Source organism: Methylocystis sp. NC52PC (assembly GCF_055698645.1).
Map to the genome: position 1 here is coordinate 1,084,845 of NZ_CP170127.1, position 20,427 is coordinate 1,105,271.

16 protein-coding genes are annotated in these 20,427 nt (G+C 64.8%); 8 read left to right on the forward strand and 8 right to left on the reverse strand.

The genetic code is table 11. The features are described 5' to 3' along the window. Position 1: 1 nt before the first annotated feature. The 5 genes from ACETII_RS07120 (at position 2) to ACETII_RS07140 (ending at position 7,454) form a co-directional block, all read left to right on the forward strand. Positions 2-3,418, forward strand: coding sequence for an HAD-IC family P-type ATPase (locus tag ACETII_RS07120; RefSeq protein ID WP_472787594.1), 3,417 nt, complete (start codon positions 2-4; stop codon positions 3,416-3,418). Between the two features lie 70 nt (positions 3,419-3,488). Next, positions 3,489-4,040, forward strand: a complete 552-nt coding sequence (locus tag ACETII_RS07125) for a hypothetical protein (protein WP_472787595.1) — start codon at positions 3,489-3,491, stop codon at positions 4,038-4,040. 15 nt (positions 4,041-4,055) lie between these two features. Then, positions 4,056-5,273: an alpha/beta hydrolase gene (locus ACETII_RS07130; protein ID WP_363350217.1), complete on the forward strand. Its 1,218-nt coding sequence runs from the start codon at positions 4,056-4,058 to the stop codon at positions 5,271-5,273. A 97-nt stretch (positions 5,274-5,370) separates the two neighbouring features. Continuing rightward, complete coding sequence (locus ACETII_RS07135) at positions 5,371-5,640, forward strand: hypothetical protein (protein WP_363350218.1); 270 nt, start codon at positions 5,371-5,373, stop codon at positions 5,638-5,640. 236 nt (positions 5,641-5,876) lie between these two features. Beyond that, positions 5,877-7,454, forward strand: a complete 1,578-nt coding sequence (locus ACETII_RS07140; protein WP_472787596.1) for an alpha/beta hydrolase — start codon at positions 5,877-5,879, stop codon at positions 7,452-7,454. A gap of 454 nt (positions 7,455-7,908) precedes the next feature. On the opposite strand, the gene ACETII_RS07145 is transcribed toward ACETII_RS07140, so the two are convergent. Further along, positions 7,909-8,967, reverse strand: a complete 1,059-nt coding sequence (locus ACETII_RS07145; protein ID WP_472787597.1) for an AI-2E family transporter — start codon at positions 8,965-8,967, stop codon at positions 7,909-7,911. Positions 8,968-9,185: 218 nt separating this feature from the next. Here ACETII_RS07145 and ACETII_RS07150 point away from each other — a divergent pair, with 218 nt between their 5' ends. Then, positions 9,186-10,892, forward strand: coding sequence for an AI-2E family transporter (locus tag ACETII_RS07150; RefSeq protein ID WP_472787598.1), 1,707 nt, complete (start codon positions 9,186-9,188; stop codon positions 10,890-10,892). 24 nt (positions 10,893-10,916) lie between these two features. On the opposite strand, the gene ACETII_RS07155 is transcribed toward ACETII_RS07150, so the two are convergent. Next, on the reverse strand, positions 10,917-11,930 hold the full coding sequence (locus tag ACETII_RS07155; RefSeq protein ID WP_472787599.1) for a DUF4331 family protein: 1,014 nt from the start codon (positions 11,928-11,930) through the stop codon (positions 10,917-10,919). Between the two features lie 103 nt (positions 11,931-12,033). After that, entirely contained in the window at positions 12,034-12,588 is a 555-nt protein-coding gene (locus ACETII_RS07160) for an HD domain-containing protein (RefSeq protein WP_472787600.1), read from the reverse strand. Positions 12,589-13,244: 656 nt separating this feature from the next. Here ACETII_RS07160 and ACETII_RS07165 point away from each other — a divergent pair. Then, the gene (locus ACETII_RS07165; RefSeq protein ID WP_363350224.1) at positions 13,245-13,592 is read left to right on the forward strand and encodes a hypothetical protein; all 348 of its coding nucleotides are present in this window, start codon (positions 13,245-13,247) and stop codon (positions 13,590-13,592) included. Positions 13,593-13,691: 99 nt separating this feature from the next. Here ACETII_RS07165 and ACETII_RS07170 read toward each other — a convergent pair whose 3' ends face one another. The 5 genes from ACETII_RS07170 to ACETII_RS07190 all read right to left on the reverse strand — a co-directional run bounded on the left by ACETII_RS07170 (position 13,692) and on the right by ACETII_RS07190 (position 19,413). Then, entirely contained in the window at positions 13,692-14,756 is a 1,065-nt protein-coding gene (locus ACETII_RS07170; protein WP_472787601.1) for a cytochrome-c peroxidase, read from the reverse strand. 67 nt (positions 14,757-14,823) lie between these two features. After that, positions 14,824-15,462: a S24 family peptidase gene (locus ACETII_RS07175; RefSeq protein ID WP_472787602.1), complete on the reverse strand. Its 639-nt coding sequence runs from the start codon at positions 15,460-15,462 to the stop codon at positions 14,824-14,826. Positions 15,463-15,569: 107 nt separating this feature from the next. Next, positions 15,570-17,429, reverse strand: a complete 1,860-nt coding sequence (locus ACETII_RS07180; RefSeq protein ID WP_472787603.1) for a cation:proton antiporter domain-containing protein — start codon at positions 17,427-17,429, stop codon at positions 15,570-15,572. Between the two features lie 173 nt (positions 17,430-17,602). Continuing rightward, positions 17,603-18,076: a DUF2147 domain-containing protein gene (locus tag ACETII_RS07185; protein WP_472787604.1), complete on the reverse strand. Its 474-nt coding sequence runs from the start codon at positions 18,074-18,076 to the stop codon at positions 17,603-17,605. 131 nt (positions 18,077-18,207) lie between these two features. Beyond that, entirely contained in the window at positions 18,208-19,413 is a 1,206-nt protein-coding gene (locus ACETII_RS07190) for a glycosyltransferase family 4 protein (protein WP_363350229.1), read from the reverse strand. Positions 19,414-19,542: 129 nt separating this feature from the next. Here ACETII_RS07190 and ACETII_RS07195 point away from each other — a divergent pair, with 129 nt between their 5' ends. Then, positions 19,543-20,388: an alpha/beta hydrolase gene (locus ACETII_RS07195; protein WP_363350230.1), complete on the forward strand. Its 846-nt coding sequence runs from the start codon at positions 19,543-19,545 to the stop codon at positions 20,386-20,388. The last annotated feature ends 39 nt before the right edge of the window (positions 20,389-20,427 follow it).

A 20,427-nucleotide genomic window follows, 5' to 3' on the forward strand; every position in this document is an offset into this window, starting at 1 on the left:
AATGACGCGTAAAGACCTCTCCAGAGACGCCATCTGGCACGCTGTCGACGCGGGGGAGGCGTTACGCCGCCTCGAGAGCGATCCTTCGCGCGGACTGGCAAGCGACGACGTCGCGCGGCGGCTGAAGCAATACGGACCAAACCGACTGCCGGAAGCCGCCAAACGCGGTCCGTTGATGCGATTTCTGCAGCAGTTCGACAATGTCCTCGTTTACGTCTTGCTCGCCGCCGGCTTCGTCAAACTCATGCTTGGCCTTTGGCTGGACGCATCGATCATCACCGGCGTCGTCGTGATCAACGCCGTGCTCGGCTTTCTACAGGAGGGAAAGGCCGAGAAGGCGCTCGACTCGATCCGCAACATGCTGTCGGCGGATGCGCGCGCGCTTCGCGACGCAGAGCTGCGCGTCGTTTCGGCCGAAGAGCTGGTTCCCGGAGACATTGTCCTGCTGGAGTCGGGAGATCGGGTTCCCGCCGATCTGAGACTGATCGACGTCAAGAACCTTCGCGCCGACGAAGCCGCTTTGACGGGCGAGTCCGTTCCAGCCGACAAGGGGACGGCGCCCGTTCCCGAAAATTCGACGGTGGGCGACCGTGAGGACATGGCCTTCTCGGGCACGCTGATCGTCTCGGGCCGCGCCACCGGCGTCGTCGTCGCGACGGGGGCCGGGACGGAGCTCGGCCGCATCAATCAGATGCTTGCGGGCGTCGACGCGCTCGAGACGCCGCTGCTGCGGCAGATCAAGGCGTTTGGCCATACGATTGCGAAAGTCATCGGCTTTGTCAGCGCCGCCGTTTTCGCCTATGGGCGGTGGGTGCGCGACCTGCCCTTCGTCGAGGCCTTCCAGGCGGTCGTCGGCATTGCGGTCTCCGTCATCCCCGAAGGCTTGCCGGCGCTGATCACCATCACCCTCGCCATCGGCGTGCAGCGCATGGCGCAGCGCAACGCCATCATCAGGCGCCTGCCGGCCGTCGAGACCCTTGGGTCGGTTTCCAGAATATGCTCCGACAAGACGGGCACGCTCACCCTTATGGAGATGATGGTCGCGTCGGCCGTCACGGCGAACGCCGCCTACCGGGTGACGGGCGACGGCTACGCCAGCGAGGGACAGATTTTGCTCGACGGCGCGCCGGCGGCTGGCGGCGCCGTCCTGAAGCGCATGGGAACCGTCTCGGCTCTGTGCAACGACTCCGAGTTGCGCGCAACCGACAATGTCTGGAAAGTCGAGGGCGATCCGACCGAGGCCGCGCTCTATCCCTTCGCCGCCAAGATCGGCGTGGACCGCAACGCGGAGCGGGAGAGCAGGCGCCGCGTCGACGCAATTCCCTTCGAGTCCGAACATAAATTCATGGCGACGCTGCATGAGGAGGCGGACGGCGGTCGGCTGCTCCTCGTCAAGGGCGCGCCGGAAGTCATTCTGGCCCACTGCGACCGCCAGGAGACGGAGAACGGCCCCGAACCCTTGCGTCGGGATTATTGGGACGAAGCCTCCAATCGGCTCGCGGCGCAAGGCGAACGCGTGCTCGCCTTGGCCTGGCTCGTCAACCCGCGCATCGACGCGGCGAGTCTGAGCCCAGCCGACCTGCCGAAGTCCCTGGCGCTTCTCGGCCTCGTCGGGCTGATGGACCCGCCGCGAAAAGAGGCCGTCGAAGCCGTCGCGGAGTGCCACAAGGGCGGCATCCGCGTCACCATGATCACGGGCGATCACAAGATCACCGCGGCGGCGATCGCCAAAATGCTGGGGATCGGCGATGGCGAGACCGCCGTCGCCGGCACCGAGATCGAGTCCATGAATGACGCGGCGTTGCAGCAGACCGTGCAAAACGTCGACGTGTTCGCGCGTGCGAGCCCAGAACACAAGCTGCGTCTCGTGAAAGCGATACAGGCCAACGGCCAGGTCGTGGCGATGACCGGCGACGGCGTAAATGACGCTCCGGCGCTCAAGCGCGCGGATATCGGCGTCGCCATGGGCATAAAAGGCACCGAAGTGACAAAGGAAGCGGCGGCCATGGTGCTCGCCGACGACAATTTCGCTTCGATCACCGCGGCGGTGCGGGAAGGGAGAACCGTCTACAATAATATCGAAAAGGCGCTTCTTTTCATGCTGCCGACCAATGTGGCGCAGGCGTTGGTCATTTTGGTCGCGATCGTCGCGGGCTTCATGCTCCCGATCACCGCGCCCCAGATTCTGTGGGTCAATATGGTCACCTCGGTCGCGCTCGGACTGGTGATTTCCTTCGAGCCGCACGAAACGGACGTAATGCGGCGGGCGCCCCGCGCCGTCTCGCGGCCCATATTGGATGGCTTCGCGATCTGGCGCGTGATCTTCGTGGGCGTTGCGCTCCTCGCTCTTACGCTCGTCGCGTTCTTCTGGTCGAAATCGACCAACGCTTCGGACGAGCTGTCGCGGACGATCGCCGTCAACACGCTGGTCGTCGGTCAGATTTTCTATCTGCTGAACAGCCGGTTCAAGACGGAGTCCTCTCTGTCGATCTCCGCCCACCTCGGCAATCCCTATTTGCCGCTCGGAATCGGCGCGGTCGTCCTGCTGCAGCTTCTCTTCACCTATGCGCCGCCGCTTCAGCGCCTGTTCGGCACGGATGCGATCCCCTTGGACATGTGGCCGTGGCTCTTCGCCGGCGGGCTGGCGTTCTTTCTCGTCGTCGAGGCTGAGAAGTTCCTCATCCGCACCTTCAAGCTCGCCGGGCAGGAGGCCACGGCGTCGCAGTCGACGCTTCGCGCGGCGACCTCGGAAGCGTATACGCCGCCGCCGAAGTGGCAGGCGCTGCTCGGCGCCCTCGCCGTTGCAGCGCTCATCGGCGGCGAGCTTTATGTTTTTTGGCGCGGCGCGCCAAATCAGGTCGCGACCGCCGCGCAGACGCCGTCAAACGTCGCGAAAATTCTGGACACGTCGCCGCCGCGCGAGGTCTTCGCGCCCGTTTCGGGGACGGTGGCCGCCATTCTCTGCGACAAGGGCCAAGAGGTCGAGTCGGGGCGTATCTGCGCGAAACTCGACCCGGCTCCTTTCAGGGAAGCCGTCGCGCGCGAAAAAACTGCGCTTGCGACAGCCGAGCAGCGCCGCCAGGCCAGCGCCGCGGCTGCCGCCAAAGCCCAGGCAGACCTCGCGCGCAAGCAACGGAGCGGCAAGCGCTCCTCCGCCTCGCTCGAGCAGGCGCGCGCCGCCGTTGAGCGCGCCGGGGCACGCGCCGACGCCGATCAGGCGGCCGTCGATCGAAGCCAAGCGGCCTTGCGGGCTGCAGAAGATGCGTTGGGGCGGGTCGACGTTGCGGCGCCCGTCGCCGGCACGGTCGTCTCCACCGCGGCGGTTGGCGCGGCGGTGGAAAGTGAGAAAGGGCCTGCGCTGTTTTCGATTGCGCCGCCCGCCCGCCCCCTCGGCGAAAGCACGGATACGACCCGCTAAATCATGATCTTCGAGTCAGAATAAAACTTTCATCTCGGAAACGCCAAATATCCAGGAAGGTATCGCCACCATGCAAGACGTCGTCGATTCTCCCCGCCCGCGACAGGCTGCGCCTCAGCGTAGCGTTCGCGGCTGGCTCGCCCTCCGTCTGCCCTATCTTGTCGTCCTGATCCTCGCGATCCTCGGCGTCGCCTACACGAGCATGTCTGGGCAGCCCCTGTACGGCTATTGGGAATTCCTGGGCTTCGCCATCGGCCTCGCCTGCATCGCCATCGGCTGGCGCCAGACGCCTGACAAAGCCGCGCGGCGGCAGCTCGTCATCACCCAGTCGCTGCATTGGCTGGCGTTCCTGATCGCCATGAGCATCCTGCTCTTCCCCTCTGTGAATAACTTCCTCAATGGACCGGCGACGGGATTGGCGCTCATGTTGCTGCTCGCGCTGGGAACGTTTGTCGCGGGCGTGCATGTCTCCGCCGATATCGCCGTGCTCGGGATCGTTCTGGCGCTCACCGTGCCGGCGATGGCGTGGCTCAAACAATCGGCGCTGCTGCTCGTCCTCATTGGTCTCGTCATTGGCGGATTCGTCGTCGTTCTGCGCCCCCACCGGGCAAACCAAGCGTAAAGCCGGAACGACCCAATGGCGGTGAGGGCGAAGCAGCGCCCCGGCCCTCGTACGGCCCTCTTGGGCGGCGTCGGACGCGCGTCGCGCGCGCTGGTCCTGATGGGGCTTGCGCTCGCGGGTTGCGCTGCGCCGGTCGGCGTTCTCGAACCGCCGATGGCCGTCGCGCCAGATGCGACCCGTCTCGACATGCTGGTCGCGACGACGCGCGCGCCGTCGCCGGAAAGAGGGGTGCTTTTTTCGGGGGAGCGCGCCGACGCGTCTCTCGCGAGTTTCGCCGTCTCGATCCCGCCGGACGATCGCCGTGAAATCGGTCGCGTGCAATGGCCGCAAGCGCTGCCGCCCGACCCGACGCGCGAGTTCGCCACGCTCGACGTGACGGCGCTCTCCGGACCCTCGCAGATCGACGGCTGGCTGCGCCGCCACGGCGCCAAAAATCGGCGCGTCTTGGTCTTCGTGCACGGCTTCAACACGCGCTTCGAAACCGCCCTTTTCAACTTCGCGCAGATATTCCACGACTCGGGCGCGGAGGCCGCGCCAATCTTGTTCAGTTGGCCGTCCCGGGGCGGCGTCTTCAATTATGTTTACGATCGCGAGAGCGCGACTTTTTCGCGCGACGCGCTTGAGAAGCTGCTGCGGCGCCTCGCAGAGAGCCAGAATGTGACGGAAGTTTCCGTGCTTGCGCATTCGATGGGCGCTTGGCTCGCTATGGAGTCCTTGCGTCAGATTGCGATTCGAGACGGGCGCGTTCCTGCCAGGATCCGCAGCGTCATTCTGGCCTCGCCCGATCTCGACGTCGATGTTTTTCGCGCTCAGCTCAACAGCTTCGGCGAACGACGCCCGAACGTCGTGGTGTTTTTGTCGCGTGAAGATCGCGCGCTGCGCCTCTCGAGGGGGATTGGCGGGAATGTTGCGCGTCTCGGCGGCGCAGACCCGGCGGAAAAACCCTGGATCGAAGAAAAAGGCGTCGAGGTGATCGATCTCAGCGGCGCAGGCGCCGGCGATCCGCTGCGCCACAGCAAATTCGCCCAGAATCCAAATGTCGTGCGTTTTCTCGGCGAAGAGTTGATCAATGGCGCGTCTCGCGACCAGCAATCCGAGTTACGAGGGCAGATTGAAGGGCTGTCGATGGGCGTCGCGCAGGGCGTGACCAACGCGGCCGTCTTCGCCATCGGCGCGCCGCTTGCGATCGTCGATCCAGACCTGCGTCGCGCTTATTCAAATAAGGCGCAATAGTTGGGGCGGCTCCCGCGGTTGCCTCCGATCCGAATTGGCGCCACTGTGAAGCGCGAGCGCATTAAGTTCAAAAGCGCACCCTGTGCAGGAGTCGAATATGAGCGACATCCAACGCCGCGCTCTTCTCGAAATGCTGATCGGCGGCGCCACGGTCGCGGCGGCGGGAGCCTTAATGTCCTCGACTGCCGCAAACGCCGCTCCATTGCCGGTCGGCGCGGCCGCAGCGTCCCTGATCGAGGCGCCCATTGAGGATGCGGCCGTCCGCACCACCTGCTGGTGGCGCAGAGGACGGCGCGTCTGTTACCGCCGACCGGCGCGACGCCGGGTTTGCTGGTGGCGGGGCGGGCGGAGAATCTGTCGCTGGTGACGAAGAGGCCGCGAGGCGCAGAGCGAGGCGCGTCACAGCCGGACGGCGCCCTAGTTCGAGCGGCTCTTCACAGCGCGCTCTGTCGCGCATATCAAAGGCAGTCGTACGAAGCCCCGATGAAGTTCCCCACCGGCCTTACGCGCCCCTCGACGTCCTTTCGCAAGGTCACGCGAGCGTGCAGCCTCTCGCGCACGCCGATAAGCTACGACCGCCCCCCAACGGCGAGGTTCGCGTAAATGTTCGCCATGGTTTTGAAAGCGGTCAAATGGTCGGCAATCCTGCTGAGCCTTGCTTTCGTGATTTTCCTCGGCGTTCGAATTTACGTCACCCAGCGCGGGCTCCCATTGGAGGTATGGCACACGTATGCGCCGGAGGAATTCACGGCCGAGGAAATCGATAACGCCGACTGGACCGCTTACCTCGCGAAAGAAGACAGGCTGTTCGACTCCCTCATCCTGAACGTCAGCCGAAGGCTGGAGCCAGATGAGCGCGTTCCGTTCAATAGATATTACGAAGACAGCCCCGTCTATCCCGGCAAGTTCAAGCAGAACTGGAACCGCTCCTATCTCCTCGAGCCGACGGGCGCGCCTTCCGGCGCGGTCGTCTTGTTGCACGGGCTGACGGATTCTCCCTACAGCCTCCGACATCTCGCCGCGCATTATCGCGACCGCGGCTTTGTCGTCGTCGCCATCCGCTTACCGGGCCACGGGACCGTGCCCGCGGGCCTCACGGACGTCGACTGGCGCTCGTGGCTGGCGGCGACGCGGCTTTCGGTTCGAGAGGCGCGGCGGCGGGCCCCGGCGCCCTTGCCGCTCCATATCGTCGGATTTTCGAACGGCGGTTCGCTCGCAGTGAAATATGCGCTCGACGCCCTGCTCCATCAGGACTTGCCCCAGGCGGATCGCTTGGTCCTCATTTCGCCGATGGTCGGGATAACCCGCTTCGCGCGCTTCGCCGGACTCGCTGGTCTTCCGGCCATGCTCCCGGCGTTCGCAAAGGCCGCCTGGCTCAGCGTGATGCCGGAATTCAACCCGTTCAAATACAATTCTTTCCCTGTCAATGGCGCAAGACAGGCGTACCGTCTGACCGATTCGCTGGGCCAGCAACTCATCGCCGCTCAACGTGACGGAACGCTAAGCAAACTGCCTCCCATTCTCACTTTTCAGTCGGTCATGGATTTTACCGTGAGCACGCCCTCCGTTCTGACGGGGCTTTACGATCGCTTGCCTGCAAACGGCAGTGAATTGGTGTTGTTCGACGTCAATCGCAACGCGAAATTCGGGCCGCTGCTCCGAGCCTCCGCCGACGCGAAGCTCGGCGAGATCGCGCCGCCCGCGATCAGGAGCTATCGGTTAACGATCCTGACAAACGCCGACGAAGGAACGGACGAAGCGATTGAGCGGACCGTCGACGCGGGCGCGACAGAACAGCACATACGCCGAATTGGGCTCTCCTACCCGAAGGGCGTTTATTCGCTCTCGCATGTCGCCCTGCCTTTCCCCCTCACCGACGCGCTATACGGCTTGACGCCCGACAGCGCGGAAGACTTCGGCGTCCAATTGGGGGCATTGGCGCCACGCGGCGAACGCGGCGCCTTGATCGTCAGCCTCGACGCGCTGCTGCGGATGTCGTCCAACCCCTTTTTTCCGTATCTCGTTGAGAGGGTTGCTGAATTCACGCCGAAGCCGGCTGCGGCCCGCGACCCGAAGGTCGAGGGATCGACGCCTGTCGCGCAACGCCCCCCGCCCGTGGCGCCACGGCGCGCCCGCAATAAGCGCGGGGGCGGCGTCTTACACCGCCATGATGGGCGCTAACCGTCCATGTGAAGGCCTGAATCGGCGCGCAGCGACGGGGTCGCCCAACCTTGACGGCAGGCAGGATTACGATCAAAGTCCAGGCGCACGAGCTCTATAAATGGGAGGATTCTTCGATGAATAAAGATAATAAAGAGCCCGAATCTCTGTCTCGCCGCTCTTTCGTCGCCGCGCTCTTCGCGGCCGCCGCCATCCCTGTCGTTTCCCTCGCTTCCTCGGACGCTGAAGCTTTGGAATCCACTGAGCGGCAATTCTCCGGCTTTCGCCATCAGCCCCGTGTCCAGCGGCCGAGGAGCCCGCTTCGGGGATCGCGCCGTCACCGCCGCGTCGCCCGCGTGAGGCATACTGGCAAGCCTCAACCGCGCCAGGACGCGCCCCAGGCGGACGCTCCGAAGCAATAAGCGTTTTTTAAAAGCGCGCCTTCTCAGGCGCGCTTTTTCAATTGAGCGACGCGCTAGACGCGATCTTCCTTTTGATAGACTGGAACAGCCTGCGGGGGTCCACTCGACAGGAGCGCCGCAATCCATCGGGACGGCTCGAACTGTTCGAAGGCGCTGAGGATTGCGATTGCGAGCGGGATCCCCAGAAAGGCGCCGACCGGTCCCCAGAGAAAGGTCCAAAGAATAATCGCGAAAAGGACCACTGGGGGCGAAATCGACAAAGCCGCGCCGGAGAAGGCCGGCTCCAAAAGGCTGCCGATGATGAAGTTGATCGCCATCAGCCCGAGAAGGACCATGAGGGGCGCGCCAATCGTTCCAAACTGAACGAGGGCGAAGATCGGCAGGCTCACAACGGTGATAAATGAGCCGAGGTAAGGAAGATAGTTCAGCGCGAAGGCCAAAACGCCCCAGGCAAGAGCTAACTCCAACCCGACATAGCGCGCCAGGGCCCATGTCGCCAAGCCGGTCGCAACGCTCGCGATGGTGCGAACGTAAATATAAGAGCGGAATTTCTTTTGAATGTTCGCGCCGCAAGCGAGCAGCTTGACGCTTGTTTCCCGGTTCCGAAGAGCGGCGATTCGCGCCAGAAAATAGTCCGCCTCGGCCAGTCCCAAGATCACATAGACGATCACAATCAGCGAAAAGGCCAGGATGCTATTCGCGCGCAACGCGAAAGCCTGCAGCCTCGGGATCAGCGCAGGTCCGCTGAATTGCTCCGCCAGGAGCGCGAAGAGCGAGATATCATGTCGTTCCAGCCATGCGCTCACGCTGAAGAGGGAATCCTGGATCAAGTCCAGGTTCTGTCTCAGCCAATGCGCGACCTCGCCTGCGCTCCACATCACAATGGAGACGAGCGCCAGCACGATGGCCGAGGCGCATACGACCGTCAAAGACAGCGCCGCCGCCTTGCCAAGCCTTTTCTGGAGCATGTTTTGGAGAGGCCAGGCGAGAATGACGATGAAGAGCCCGAAGACCGCGGGCTCGATCACGGCTTCCGCGATTTTGCAGGCGGCCAGAACCACAAAGACAAGCATAACGATCGATGCGGCGGTGACGATCCGGTTTTGAAACATTGCGGCCCTTTCAACGGCAGCGGCAGTGAGTTTCGACACTCTCGACAAGACGCCTTAGTCGCAACCGACGGCTAAAGCCAAGCTCAACGGCGGAATAAACCCAGCTCGGCCCTGCCAGGCGGGCGCCGATACTGGAAACATTCCCGCCCCGGGCAAGTTATTGGCCACAGGCAAGCGGCTTGCTCCATGTCCGCCATTCCTCTAGGGCGCTTCGCAAAGTGGCGGAAGTCATCGTATCAGCGATTGTGGTGGTCGCCATCGTGTATGGGCGCGAAGTGCTCATGCCGTTGTCCCTCGCCGCCGTCGTCGCCTTCATGCTCTCGCCGGCCGTGGCCTGGCTCGCCCGATTCGGCCTTCCCCGCCTCCTCGCAATCGTCTTGGCGCTCTCGACCCTCGTCGGCGCGACGCTGTTTGCGGCCACGGTGTTCAGTTCGCAGATTATCAGCCTGACCGGCAGCCTTGCGACCTATAAGAACAACCTTGCCGAAAAGGCCCGCTCGCTCACCCCGACGACGGGCGGCGGCGCGTTGCAGCGCGCGATCGACTCGCTCGACGCCTTGCAAAGAGAGGTGGAAAAGCAGACCCACGGGCCAGCAAGGGACGAGGAGATCCGGGTCGTTGTCGAGAACCCTCGGGAGGGCGGCGTCTCGGGCGTGCTGGAGACGGTGCGATCGGTGTTGGGCCCGCTCGAGATGGCGCTCCTGACCCTCGTTTATGTCGCCGTGCTGCTCGCTGGCCAATATGATCTCGTCGACAGGGTGGTGCGTCTCGCCGGCGTCGAGAACATGTCGGAATCGACGGCGGCGCTGAGCACGGCCGGGGAGCGTCTTTCAAGCTTCTTCCTCGGTCAGGGCGCAATCAATCTGGCTTTTGGCGTCGCAACCGGCGCGGTGCTGGCGGCGCTCGGCATTCCGAACGCCATCCTCTGGGGGATGGCCGTCGCGCTGCTGCGCTTCATCCCCTTCATCGGCATATTTGCGGCGGCCGTCCCGCCGCTGCTGCTCGCCGCCGCGGTTTCGCCCGGTTGGGGTCTGCTGCTCGGTGTCCTCGCCTATTTTCTGATCGCCGAGCTGATCACGTCCAACATTGTCGAGCCCGTCGTGATGGGCCGGCACGTGGGATTGTCGCCGCTCGCCTTCATTGCGGCCGGCAGTTTCTGGTGGGTGGTCTGGGGCCCGGTGGGACTCCTGCTCGCCGCGCCCCTGACCACAACCCTGGTTGTGCTCGGCGAGTTCTTTCCGTCGATGTCGTTTCTCAGCCTTCTCTTCGGGGATCGCCCCCCTCTCACGCCCGAGCAGGAATATTACCATCGCTTGCTGGCGAGAGACGCCGCGACCGCGGCCGAGGCGCTGGAAAGCGATGGGACGCGCGGGCTGCCCGAGATTTGCGACGCGGTCGTGCTTCCGGCCCTCGCCGTTGCGACAAAGGATTTTCGCGACCGCCGCATTTCGGCGGAGCGCGCCCAGGCGATCGCCGATACGATGCGCGAGGCGACCGAAAGCGTCTTTCCCGTCGCCAAGCCTGGGGCCGAGACGTCGGCGCGAACGATCATCGTCCCTGGCCTCGGCCCGATCGACGCCGCCGCGGGCGGCTTGGCGGCGGCGGTCCTCTCCGAGACGACGGGGAAAAGCTGCGCCGCGGTCCAGGCGTCGACGGGTCTCCTTGCGCTCGCCTCCCTCAAGGAGGAAGAGACGGCGCCGCCCGAGACGCTCCTGCTCTTCAGCGTCGGCGGGCTTGCGCGCGCTCAGATGAACCACATGGCGCGCCGCGCCGGCGTCCTTTTTCCCGAAACGCGCATCATGCTTTTCGAGAAGGAAGAGGGTGGGCCGATACATGCGGGCGAGGAAGAGGGTCGCATCGTCCGCTGTTCGTCCTTGAGCCGCGCGGATCAACTCCTCAGGCTGGCGCCGCAGGGCTCGCCCTGAGGCGAGCCCGAAACGAATTTCCTATCAGCCAGCCGTCGGATGAGGCGCGCCGATAAAGGGAAACACATTCAGAATGTCGGTGTGCGGCTTGAGGCCGTCATGAGGGATTTCGCCTTTCGACAAAAAGGCGAGACGGTGGTTCAAGACGTCGTCGGTGAGGCGTCGGCCGTTGGGGTAGGCCGCGGGCTTCGAGGGATCGAAGGTCAACAGGTCGGGAAGAATGCCTTCTGCGTCGAGCGCGCGGATCGCTTCCTCTTCCGTATAGTCGCCCGTATGGCCCATGAGATGCACGAATTGGCCGAGCCAGCGGTTTCGATCATTGATCGGCTCGCTGGCGTTGTATTCCTCCTTCGTCTCGTCCGTATTGAAGAAGCTGCTGACCGACGGATGACCCGCGCGATCGACATGAAGGAGCTTGCCGTCCCGACGCAGGCTGCATCGGCCCCAAACGCCGATCAGCGGCTTGGGCTGCAGCTCCGACGTCGGAATCTCGATCACCGTCGAACAGACGTTTGCGCGCAAGTTCGAGTCGATTCCGGTCCAGGGCGACTTGCCGCCGAGCTGCGGCGAGGTGAAATTTCGTCCTCCCTTCGTGTCATAGAGATTGAGAACGCCGTCGAGATCAAAAAAGAAGGCGTCGCTTCTGGCGCCCGCAAAGAAGCGATAGGGACCGACGCTCACAATGTTCGGCGCCGTCTGAAACGAGACTTCGGCGTCGGCGATGATGCGCTCGCCGGCGACTTCGGCGGATTGCGCGTCAGCGCCTTTGGCGATGAAGACGCTCGCGGTTTGCTTCCCATTCTCGACCGGCGAGAAGACATAACTGACCGCCACGTCGGTCAGGCAATCGCCGTCCGTGTCGATATTCAGGCGATAGATCGCGTCCGGATGGAATCCGTTGGCCGAGGGGTTTGCATTGAGAATGAAGACTGTCTTCGCACTGTCTTCAGGCGACTGGAACAGATAAAGATCACAAAGGTCGAGACGCTGATCGTCGAGCGGCGGACCGAGACTCAGTCCGGTGAAATGATTCGACATTAGGCTGCCCTCCATTGTTTCGCGAACGAACCGTAGAGAAGATTTTTGCAACTTGCGGGGCCGAAATCGCACCGCCCCCTTTCACCGCGTCGCGGCCCCCGCCTTATTTCGGCGGCTCCCAGCTTTTCTGCAAAAGGCGCCGAACCATTGGCTCGAAGGTGGACAAGGGCTCGTTGGGGTAATCCGGGTCAAACGAAACCTCGTCATACCGCGCACAGAACTCAACGGTCCGCTCATAAGCAGGATCAGACTTGAACTGGTCGCGCGCATTGGGGTCGAGGCCCAGGTGCGCCGCGTAGAAATAGGTTTGAAACAAGCCGTGTTTGGCGAGCATCCAGTAATTGTCGCGGCTGATGAACGGCCTCAGGATCGCGGCGATGACCTCGCCATGGTTGAAAGGGCCAAGCGGCTCGCACGCATCATGCAGCAGCGCGACGGCGACATATTCCTCGTCCTTGCCATCGCGCAGCGCGCGCGTCGCCGTTTGCAGGCAATGATCATAACGACTGATATTATAGGCGGTGTCCTTGCTGAGCTCCCGGAGCAATCCGAAAAGTCGATCGGGTAAGGCTCTCAACGTACTTTCGTGCACATGCTTGAGCACGAGAAAATCTTCGTCCGTGCCTTGGTCCATGCGCGAAAAATGCATTTTTTCCATGAGGCGCTCGCTACGGCGCGCGTAAAAAGGTTACGCTGCGACGCGGATATCGTGCCCTTGGCAAGCGCCGAAAGCAACGGCCATATCGAGCACAAGCTTCACAAGTCGCATCGAAGGCGGACTTCGCCTCTCCTCACACAATGGACCCGCGGTCGGCTACACGGTCAAAGATGCGCGATTGCTTCGCACACGTATCGAAGCTGAAGGAAAATTCGGCGCCGCTCGGTTTAGCGGCGGAGCAAGCCTCGCTCTCGGAGATCATCCGATTGCCGATGAACTCCGATCCTTGCGCATTGGGGAAGCCGCCGTTCAATGCATATACGTTCAGCAAGCGCATAGCCTTCATTATGATTCGAGCGAGCGCCTGCCTTTAGTTTAGCGGATCGTCACGTGAGCCTTTGGCGCGCCGGTTGCGCGCGCTGTCGCTCTTGGCTGCCGCTTCTCGGGCCTAAGCGCTGGGGGTCAACGGCGGCGACGACGTGAATGGCCGCGAAATTATTTTTGATTTTTAAGTTACTGCGCACAGGAGCACTCCGCCCATCGGGGATAGACGGCTCGCCGCCTGCTGGCCTTCAACGCCTGGGAACAAGAAAATTACCTTCGCGTTGCAGGGGTGGCGTCGGGGCTTTGTCAGACAAGGGCGCGGAGATGTGGCGATGACAAACACACGTAAGATGATTACTGCAGCGCTCGCCGCCACCATGCTGGTCAGCACGCTTTCAATTTCGACTCCCGCTTCCGCCTGGGGCGGCTATGGATGGGGTCGCCATTGGGGCTACGGCGGCGGCTGGGGATGGCGCCATCGCGGCTGGGGACGCTGGGGATATGGCGGACTCGGGCTCGGCCTGGCCACTGGCGCGGCGCTCGGCGCGGGCTACCCCTACGGCGGCTACGGCTATTGGGGCTCCGCTTATCCCGGCGGCTATTGGGGTTCCGCGGGTTGCGGCACTTACGGCGCAGCCTATCCGGCCTATTACGGCAGCGCCGGCTGCGGATGCTGGTAAAGATTTGCGCGGCCCGGCGCCCCTTCGCCGGGCCGCTGCGCCAAAGGAAAAGGCGGGCCCTACGGCGCCCGCCTTTGCTTTGTCCCGATCGATCGACGCTCAGCGGTCGCGCGGCGGCAGGATCGGCAGGACGATTTCCGGCTGCTTGCCGGTCAAGGATTTGAGGAAGGCGACGATCTTGGTCGTCTCGTCGTCCGAGAGCTTCGTCCCGAGCTGCGCCTCCGCCATGACGTTCACCGCCTTGCGAAGATCGAAGGTCGAGCCGGTGTGGAAATAGGGCGCGGTCAGTTCGACGTTGCGCAGCGAGGGGACCTTGAACACGTAACGATCGGCGTTCGCTTTGGTGACGGCGTAGCGGCCGGCGTCCTCCGCCGGCAGATGCTCCGGCCCCGGCGCGGCGACGACGCCGAATTTGGCGTAGTTCGCGCCGCCCAGGTTCACCCCGTTGTGGCAGCCCGCGCAGCCTTTCTCGACGAACAGCTTGAGGCCCGCTTTCTGGGTCTCGTCGAGCGCCGCGTCGTCGCCTGTGAGCCAACGGTCGAAGGCCGAGTCGGGGGTGATGAGCGTCGCCTCGAACACGGCGATGGCGCGGCCGATATTGTCGTAGACCAGCGGATCGGCGCTCTCCGGGAAGGCTTTCTGGAAGGCGTCCCGATAGCCGGAGATGGACTTGAGCTGATCGATCTCCCGCTGCTTGGTCGCGGCCAGCTCCGCCGGATTGATCGCCATGGGCCCGCCGCGGGTCTTCAGCATGGCCTTGGGATTGGCCATGACGGAGTTCACCACCTGATCCTTGAGATCCGAGGCGCGGCCGTCCCAATATTGCGATTTGTTGAAGACGGCGTTGAAGACGGTCTGCACTTCGCGGCCGGCGAGCTGCGCGGCGCCCGAGGAGAGCGCGCCGCCGTCGACGCCGCCCATGCTCAGATTGTGGCAGGTGGCGCAGGCGAAGCTGCGGCTTTCGGAGAGGCGCGGCTCGAAATAAAGCATCTTGCCGAGCGCGAGCTTCTCCGGCGTCGTCGGATTGTCGGGCAGGGCCGGCGCCGTTTTGGGAATCGGCTCGAAGAGGCCCTTCGCCTGATCGCGCAAGGCGTCTTCGCCGCGGGCGGAGGCGGCGCCGAGCGACAGGAGAGCGAGAAGCGAGACGATCAGGGACTGGCGCATGTTCTAACCCGTCGTTGGGAAAGGGCCTTCGGGGAATCGTTCTATAGCACAGCTCTTCGCGCGCGACTCATTGGCTCGCCCATAAAATCCTCGCCATCCAGGCGAGCTCGTCGCGCGATATAACGCGGTCGGGATAGGCGGGGTTGATCGAGCGCAGCTCGACCGAGCGGGCGGTCTGCCGCTTGAGCTCCTTGGCCATGATTTCGCCGCTCCTTGTCTTGACCACGACGCGGTCGCCGCGCCGCACAGGAGCCGAGGGCGAGACGATGACAATGTCGCCGTCGCGATAGAGCGGCTCCATCGAGTCGCCCGAGATCTCGAGCGCATAGGAGTTTTCGTCCGCGCCGGCGAGCACCTCGATCTCGTCGAAGCCCGCCCCGACCACGAACCCCGCGTCGTCGAAGAACCGGCCCTCCCGGGCCTGCGCCAGACCGATCAGCGGCCGCGTATGCCGGCGCGACGCCCCGCTGTTGGCCGAAATGAGCGCCATGAATTCGTCGAGGCTCGCCCCCGTCGCCTGCAGAACCTTTGCGATCGACTCTGTCGAGGGCCAGCGCTGGCGGCCGCTCGGGGTTTCGCGTTTCGAGCGGTTGAAGGTCGTGGGATCGAGGCCGGCCTTGCGCGCAAGCCCCGACGGGGTCAGCCCATAGCGCTCGCCGAGCGCGTCGATCGCAGCCCAGATCTGCGCGTGCGAGAGAATGTCCATGGCGCCGGCCCGGCAAGAATTCCTACTCTCAGGAATATATGCTCCCGCTCTCTCGATCAACAGCAAGTTGTCTTTCGCTGACGGCGGACGCCTCGGACAGAGGCTTCTCAGACCTCCTCTCCCGCTTCTTCGGACGAGCGGCCCGAAATGCGGCGGCGCGCCTGTTCGCGCTTGATCTCCTTGCGCCGCTCGGCCTGCCGCGCCCGCGCTTCCTCGCCCGTGGGCTGCAGAATTTTGCGAAACTCGTCCCGCTTCTCGTGAATCGAGGCGATGACATAGCCCATGGGCACGCCGACGTCGACCAGAACCGTCTCCGCGAGTTGCAGGCTGGCTTCGATCGTCTCGGGAATCGCGTCGCTGGCGCCGAGCCGATAGAGCTTCGTGGCGTGACGCGCGTCGCGGGCGCGCGCGACGATCACCAGATCCTCGCGGATTTCATGGGCGAGCCGCACGATCTCCTCGACGGCGGCGGCGTTTTCGATCGTGACGACGAGCGCCCGCGCCTGTTCGACGCCGCATCTGAGAAGGAATTCCCGTCGCGCCGCATTGCCCCAATAGATTTCGACGCCCTTCTCCCGCCCCTCGGAGACGATCGAGACCAGATTCTCCACGGCGACGAAGGGCACGTTATGGCGCTCGAGCATCTCGCCCACGAGGCTGCCGATGCGCCCGAAGCCGACGATGACGACCCGGCCTTCGGCGACCGGCGCGTCGGGCGCGAGATGCGCATATTGCGCCTCGTCGTCGTCGCGTTCGGCGGGCTGCGCCAGGCGCGCCCCGAGCCGCCCGAGCAGCGGGATAAAGAAAATGCTGAGCGTGACGACCACCATGGCGTCCGCGCCGAAATGGCCCGGCAGCACGCCTGCGATCATCGCCGAGGTGAGCAGGGCGAAGGCGAATTCGCCGCCCGGCGCCAGCAGCAGCGCGGCTTCGGCGGCGGAGCGCCAGTCGATGCCGAAGAGCAGCGCGAGCGGGAAAATGATCGCCGCCTTGGCCAGGGTCAGGCCGAGGGCGTGCAGAACGATGGGGGCGGGGTTGGCGACGAGCGCGTCCATGTCGAGCCCCGCCCCGACCGAGACGAAGAACAGGCCGAGCAGCAGGCCCTTGAAAGGCTCGATCGTGACTTCGATCTCGCGGCGGAACTCCGTTTCCGCCAGCAGCAGACCGGCGATGAAGGCGCCGAGCCCCATGGAGAGGCCCGCCGCCGCCGTGACCAGCGCCTCGCCGACGACGACGAGCAGACAGGCCGCCATGAACAGCTCCGTCAGTTGCACGGAGGCGACGAGGCGGAACAGCGGCCGCAGCAACAACCGTCCAACGAAGATCAGCGCGGCAAGCGCGACGAAAGCCGGCAGAAAGGCGGTCGCCGCTTCGAAGGCGCTGAAGTCGCCGTCCTTCGTGCGCGCCAGCACCGAGACGAAGAACAGCGCCGGGGCCACCATCAGATCCTGCAGCAGCAGCACGGAAAAGGCGACGCGGCCGGGCGCCTTGTTGATGCGCCGCGCCTCCGAAAGCACGGGCATGACCACCGCCGTCGACGACATGGCGAGCGCCGCGCCCATCAGAATCGAGGGCGCGGGATCGACCCCGAACCAGTAATGGCCGACAGCCGCGAGCACGGTGGTGGAGACCGCGACCTGCGCCAGGCCGAGGCCGAACACCAGCCGGCGCAAGCGGACGAGGCGCTCCCACGACAATTCGAGGCCGATCATGAACAGCAGGAAGACGAGCCCGAATTCGGCGAGCTGCGAAACGCCCTGCACGTCGGTGATCGTGAACAGGGAGGCGACGTTGTGATTTTCCGCAAAGCGCCCGAGGCCATGCGGCCCGAGCGCCGCGCCGGCGAGCAGAAAGCCGAGAACGGGACTGACGCGCATCCGGTGAAACAGCGGCACGACGACGCCGGCGGTCGCCAGGAAGACCAGCGCCTCGCGATAAGACTCGAAATGCAGTGTGTGTTCGCCCACGAAGCCTCCCCCGCGCCCGCTACAACACAGATAGCGCCCGTGCGCTGTGAATCACAAACTTGCAGGCCGCGCTCGACGCAGCAATTTGCGATCCAATAGGCGGCTGGCGGCATTTACGGACCAAAAAAAGCGCCGCCCGAAGGCGGCGCCGGGTTATGAGCAAGGGCCGGCGGCTATTGCGCCTCGCCCCCGCTCGCTTCCTTTCCATGCGATCTCGCCGCCGGGCCCGCGGCGGCGACGCGCGTCCAGGTCTCGCCGCCGCAGAGAACGCCCCACAGGCAACCCTTGAGTTTCAGCTCATTGGCCGAGCGCAGGATGACGTATCCTTCGTAAATCTTGCCGTCGCGCGCATTGTAGAGCTTGCCCTTCCATTCGTTGGGCCCGCTCTTCGCGGCGCCGCGCAAGATCACCGTCCCGATGGCCCCCGCGTCCTCGGGCTTGCCCACGGCGACGAGCTTGGCGCAGAGCAGCCCGCCGTCGCAGTCGTAGAAGCTGAACTGCTCGCCGCCGTCCGGCCGGCGCCAGACCCCATGCGGATCGTTCGGGTCGCTGGCGCCGAACGCCGCCGGCGCGGTCGCCAGGGCGACAAGCGCCACGGCGCCAAACAAGCGCGCAAAGGGATCGAAGACAGAGAAATAACGCTTCATGTCGATCGCTCCTTTCCAGTTGCGATGCACAAAAGCATGCAGGATTTTATGGGCGATTCTTCGGCCTCAATGCGCGTGCGCTCGCGTGCGACGGCCACAATCCGTCCCACAAAGACCGGGAGGAGGCCGCGTCAACGCCGCAGCAGGCGCCGATAGACGTCGAGCGTCGCATGCTGCATCTGCTCGACGGAAAACCGCGCCTGCACGTTTTCGCGCGCGCGCAGCATCATGTCGTCGCGCTCCGAGGCGCGCATGGCGAGCGCCTCGCCGATGGCTTCGGCAAGCTTCGCCGGATCGCCCGGCGGCACGCGCCAGCCGGTGGCCTGATGACGCGGCGTCTGCGGCGGCGCGCGCACGATTTCCGGCGCGGCGCCGATGTCGGAGACGACGACCGGCGCGCCCATGGCCTGCGCTTCGATCGCCACGCGCCCGAAAGCCTCGGGCTCGGTCGAGGGCGCCACGATAACGGCGGCGGCGAGGTAGGCGGCCGGCATGTCGTCGCAATGGCCGACGCTGCGCACGAAACCCGCAACGCCGGCGCGGGCGATTTGCGCTTCGAGGGCGCGGCGGAAACTGTCGCTGTGCGGATCGCCGACGAACAGAATGCGAATGTCGTCGTGACCTTCCGCCGCGAGGCGGCGCGCGGCGTCAATCGTCACCGCATGGCCCTTGCGCGAGGCGAGCCGCGCCGGCAGCAGAACCACACGCTCATGCGGCGCGACGCCCCACGCGGCGCGCAGCCTTTGGACGCGCGCGGGCGACACGGCGGCGGGAGAAAAGGCGCGCAGATCGGCGCCGCGCGGAATGACGACCACGCGGTCGGCGGCCTCGGGATGCAGCTTCCGGATGCGCTCCGCCGCGAATTCGGAAATCGCGATCACAATGTCGCCGGACGCCATGATGGCGTTATAGCGCAGCTTGATCGGCGAGGCCCCGTAATAGGCGCTATGGTAGGTCGTAATGAACTTCGCGCCGGTCTGCCGCGTGGCGAAGTAAGCGACCCAGGCGGGCGCCCGCGACCGCGCGTGGACGATGTCGACGCCCTCGTCGCGGATGATGCGCGCGAGTTGCACCGAGTTCAGCGCCATGGCGATGGGGTTCTTCGTCGCCGCCGGGAAGGGAAGCCACACCCCGCCCTTCGACTGCAATTCGCTGACCATGCGGCCGCCGCGCGAGGCGACGAGGCACCGGCCGCCGGCCTGCGAGATCGCCTCCGCCATGTCGATGGCGGCGCGCTCCGCCCCGCCCGACTGGAGATCGGGAACGATCTGCAGGACCGTGCGCCCGGCGAGGATCGGGTCGGCTGCGGCGGTGAGAGGGGCGAGGGTCTGTGACATTCAGCGATTTAGCGAGCGTTCGATCCCGATGTGGCGACCCGCTCGCATTCTCTTGCGAGATTACTTACCAATTGTGAGCGTGGGCCGGAAAAGCAAGCTTGGGCGCCACGGCGATCATCCGGGAAGCATATGAGTCACAGCGATTTAGAACTCGATTACGTCGACATTGAGAACCCCGGCGGCGGCGCCCCCTGGCGGATCGCGCGGCGCCTCCGCCCGCCCGCCCGAGGGGGCGACGGCGGACCGGGCCTCGTCTGGCTCGGCGGATTCGCCTCTGACATGGCGTCGACGAAAGCGGCCTATCTCGACGACTGGGCGCGGGCGCGGGGCCGCGGCTTTCTGCGGTTCGACTACTCTGGCCACGGGCTCTCCGGCGGGAAGTTCGAAGACGGCTGCATCGGCGACTGGCTCGCGCAGGCCGAAGGCGTTTTGCTGCGCTCGACAGCGGGCCCGCAGATCCTCATCGGCAGCTCCATGGGCGGCTGGCTCGCCTTGCTGCTCGCGAAGCGCCTCGCCGAACGGAGCGAGGAGCGGCGCCTTGCGGGGCTCATCCTGCTGGCCCCGGCGGTGGATTTCACCGAAGAATTGATGTGGAAAAACCTCGACGCCGCCGCGCAGCGCGACATCATGGAGAAAGGAGTCCTCCTGCGCGCCTCGCAATATTCGCCCGTCCCGACGCCGATCACCCGCCGGCTCATCGAAGAAGGGCGCCGCCATCTTCTGCTCGGCGGCATGATTCGCGCCCATGCGCGCGTGCATATTCTACAAGGCATGGCGGACCCCGACGTGCCTTGGCGCCACGCGCTGACGCTCGTCGAGCATCTTCCCGCCGATCCGGTGACGCTGACCTTCATCGCCGACGGGGACCACCGCCTTTCGCGCGAGGAGGACCTCGCGCAGCTTGGCGCCGCCGTCGAGGTGATGAGCGCGCCCCCGGCCGGAGAGCCGCCGCGCGACCTCTTTTCGGCCGGTTAGCCGCAGCGCCGTCCGTTGAGGAAGAGCGTGGATTTCGGG

What these genes read in the sequence shown, in the direction of transcription:
- ACETII_RS07120 (WP_472787594.1), top strand. Translation starts at nt 2, where the DNA reads ATGACGCGTAAAGACCTCTCCAGAGACGCCATCTGGCACGCTGTCGAC.
- ACETII_RS07125 (WP_472787595.1), top strand. Translation starts at nt 3,489, where the DNA reads ATGCAAGACGTCGTCGATTCTCCCCGCCCGCGACAGGCTGCGCCTCAG.
- ACETII_RS07130 (WP_363350217.1), top strand. Translation starts at nt 4,056, where the DNA reads ATGGCGGTGAGGGCGAAGCAGCGCCCCGGCCCTCGTACGGCCCTCTTG.
- ACETII_RS07135 (WP_363350218.1), top strand. Translation starts at nt 5,371, where the DNA reads ATGAGCGACATCCAACGCCGCGCTCTTCTCGAAATGCTGATCGGCGGC.
- ACETII_RS07140 (WP_472787596.1), top strand. Translation starts at nt 5,877, where the DNA reads ATGTTCGCCATGGTTTTGAAAGCGGTCAAATGGTCGGCAATCCTGCTG.
- ACETII_RS07145 (WP_472787597.1), bottom strand. Translation starts at nt 8,967, where the DNA reads ATGTTTCAAAACCGGATCGTCACCGCCGCATCGATCGTTATGCTTGTC.
- ACETII_RS07155 (WP_472787599.1), bottom strand. Translation starts at nt 11,930, where the DNA reads ATGTCGAATCATTTCACCGGACTGAGTCTCGGTCCGCCGCTCGACGAT.
- ACETII_RS07160 (WP_472787600.1), bottom strand. Translation starts at nt 12,588, where the DNA reads ATGGAAAAAATGCATTTTTCGCGCATGGACCAAGGCACGGACGAAGAT.
- ACETII_RS07165 (WP_363350224.1), top strand. Translation starts at nt 13,245, where the DNA reads ATGACAAACACACGTAAGATGATTACTGCAGCGCTCGCCGCCACCATG.
- ACETII_RS07170 (WP_472787601.1), bottom strand. Translation starts at nt 14,756, where the DNA reads ATGCGCCAGTCCCTGATCGTCTCGCTTCTCGCTCTCCTGTCGCTCGGC.
- ACETII_RS07175 (WP_472787602.1), bottom strand. Translation starts at nt 15,462, where the DNA reads ATGGACATTCTCTCGCACGCGCAGATCTGGGCTGCGATCGACGCGCTC.
- ACETII_RS07185 (WP_472787604.1), bottom strand. Translation starts at nt 18,076, where the DNA reads ATGAAGCGTTATTTCTCTGTCTTCGATCCCTTTGCGCGCTTGTTTGGC.
- ACETII_RS07190 (WP_363350229.1), bottom strand. Translation starts at nt 19,413, where the DNA reads ATGTCACAGACCCTCGCCCCTCTCACCGCCGCAGCCGACCCGATCCTC.
- ACETII_RS07195 (WP_363350230.1), top strand. Translation starts at nt 19,543, where the DNA reads ATGAGTCACAGCGATTTAGAACTCGATTACGTCGACATTGAGAACCCC.